A 2,578-nucleotide genomic window follows, 5' to 3' on the forward strand; every position below is an offset into this window, starting at 1 on the left:
GTAAGCGCTCATTTCGTTGCGCCTTTTCGCGTTGAATTCTCTGCCGCATGAAGTGTCCACTTAAAATAGGTGGACACCAAATATGAGTGACGAAGAGCAGAAACTGCGAGTGCGGTTGGTGGGACGTGATGGGCGACGCCGCTATGATCCGGGATCAAAGGAGCGGCTTGTTGCGGCCTGCCTTGAGCCTGGTGTGTCGATATCCGGCCTTGCGCTTACGCATGGGATCAATGCCAACCTACTGCGCAAATGGGTCAAGGATGCCAGGGAGGCTCGCTTCTCGGCGGGATCTGCAAGCTCGCGGTTTATCCCGGTCGTCGCGGCAGACTGCAGCCTGCCTGTCGGGACCTCCTCGTTGGAGATGCCGGTCGCGTTTAGGGAAGACCAACCGGCGTCACTGGGGAAGGCCAATCTGTCAGGTTCTTCCAAAATAAGCGCGTTGCTACCAAACGGCGTGAAGCTGACGCTGGAATCCGGTGATGCTGATGCTTTGAGGACAATCATCGGAGCTTTGGGTCATGTTCAGACTGGGCGCTGATCTCAAGGTCTACCTGCATCGCGAACCGATCGACTTCCGCGCCGGCATCAACAGCCTTGCGGTCCTGGTGCAGGAGACTATGGCGCTGGACCCGTTTGCGCCTGCGGTCTTTGCCTTTTGCAATCGCCGCCGTGACCGGATGAAGCTCCTGTTCTTCGATCGGTCCGGTTTTGTGATGGTGCTGAAGCGATTGTCGGAAGACCGGTTCCGGTGGCCACGTCGGGAGATGATGGTGGTAACGCTGACGACCGAGCAATTACACTGGATTCTCGACGGCATTGATATCGACGCGATGGTCCGCCATCCGGTTCGGCAATACCAGATCGCCGGCTGACAGTTCGCAACGTCTGCGGTTGACGGGGCGAAACGGTTCAGATTCAAGAATCTGATGATCCGACCCGGCGAACCCACTGTTGAGGAGTTGATGGCGCGCATTGCGGCGCTGCAGGCGGAAAACCGTCAGCTCACGGAACGCGTGGTCAAGCTCGAGGAAGAGTTGGTGCTGGCGCGGCTGCATCGTTTTGCGCCGAAGAGCGAAAAGCACGTGGACCGCCTCTTCGATGAAGCCGAGCAGGTTGCCGATGACGACGCCAGCGGAGAAGATGGCGAGGTCGTCCACCTGCCGGACACCGGCTTGCCATCGACCGAAAGGCCGGAGGGCAAGAAGCGTGGCCGCAAGCCCCTGCCGGAACACCTGCCGCGCGAGCGCGTCGAATATGACATTGCCCACGATCAGAAGGCCTGCCCTTGCTGCCGTCACCAGATGCATCGCATGGGTGAGGCGGTCACCGAGCAGCTCCATATCGAGGTGAAGGCCAAGGTCCTGCAGAATGTGCGGTTCAAGTATGCCTGCCGCCATTGCGACCGCACCGGCATCAACACGCCTGTCATTCTCGCGCCAATGCCCGCGCAGGCCTTGCCGGGCAGCATCGCCACGGCCTCGACACTGGCCTTCGCGCTCGTCCATAAATATGTCGATGGCACGCCGCTCTACCGCCTGGCCCAGGCCTTCGAGCGTGCCGGTGTTCCCGTCAGCCGCGGCGCTCTCGGGCATTGGGTGATCGGATCGAGCGAGAGGCATCTCTCCCGAATCTATGACGCCCTGAAATTGCGGCTCAGGGCGCAGCCGCTCATCCATGGTGACGAGACCACGGTCCAGGTCTTGAAGGAAAAGGACAAGGAAGCCACCAGCACATCCTTCATGTGGGCATACAGGAGCGGGGAAGACAGCGGCGAGCCAATCGTGCTGCTCGATTATCAACCCGGCCGCGGCCAGATTTATCCGCAGGCCTTCCTCGGCGACTACCGCGGCATCTTGATGAGCGATGGCTACACCGCCTGGCGCACATTGAACGGCGCGACCCATGTTGGGTGTATGGCCCATTCCAGGCGTCGCTTCGTCGACGCGCTCAAGGCAAGGAAGAAAGGCGGCGGTCCGCCGGAGCAGGCGCTCAAGTTCTTCGCGCAGCTCTACCGGATTGAAAGCCAGGCGCGCAATGAGAAGCCGGATAAGGACGAAACGCGAGATCACTGCATCCACCGCTTCCGCCAGCAACACAGCGTCCCCATCCTGAACGCTCTCAAGGCATGGCTCGACGACATCGCGCCGAAGGTCTTGCCCGATACCAAGCTTGGCGATGCCGTGTCCTACACCCTGAACCAATGGGAGTACCTGACGCGCTATACAGAAGACGGCAGGATGCCGATCGACAACAACTTGCTTGAGCGCGACATCAGGATTTTTGCCACGGGAAGAAAGAGTTGGCTGTTCAGCGACACCGTGGACGGAGCCAAGGCCAGTGCCGTCATCTACAGCCTCATGCTGACATGCCGCGCCTGCGGCATCGAACCCTTGGCTTATCTGCGTCACGTCCTTACCGAATTACCGCAGCGTGTCATCGAAGCCGACATCACCGACCTGCTGCCCTTCAACTTCGCTGAAACGCTGAAACCGCCGCTGCATGATCCAATGGCAGCCGTCTGACGGCGACCCCGGTCAAACGGGCCGCGTCAACGCGCATGGAAATGAGCGCTTACGAA

Annotated in this window: 3 protein-coding genes; all 3 read left to right on the forward strand. The window is 60.1% G+C overall.

Annotation, left to right across the window (positions count from 1 at the left end):
* The first annotated feature begins 82 nt into the window (after positions 1-82).
* Genes tnpA through tnpC form a run of 3 tightly spaced genes read left to right on the forward strand, consistent with a single transcriptional unit; the run spans position 83 to position 2,522 of the window.
* Entirely contained in the window at positions 83-538 is a 456-nt protein-coding gene (tnpA, locus tag RHSP_RS20370; protein ID WP_004121997.1) for an IS66-like element accessory protein TnpA, read from the forward strand.
* Positions 519-872, forward strand: coding sequence for an IS66 family insertion sequence element accessory protein TnpB (gene tnpB, locus RHSP_RS20375; RefSeq protein ID WP_004121998.1), 354 nt, complete (start codon positions 519-521; stop codon positions 870-872). The genes tnpA and tnpB overlap by 20 nt, the downstream gene beginning before the upstream one ends.
* Positions 873-926: 54 nt before the next feature.
* A complete protein-coding gene (gene tnpC, locus RHSP_RS20380; RefSeq protein ID WP_004121999.1) occupies positions 927-2,522 on the forward strand; it encodes an IS66 family transposase in 1,596 nt (531 codons plus the stop codon).
* Positions 2,523-2,578 lie beyond the last annotated feature (56 nt).

The organism is Rhizobium freirei PRF 81 (genome assembly GCF_000359745.1).
Classification (GTDB): Bacteria; Pseudomonadota; Alphaproteobacteria; order Rhizobiales; family Rhizobiaceae; genus Rhizobium; species Rhizobium freirei.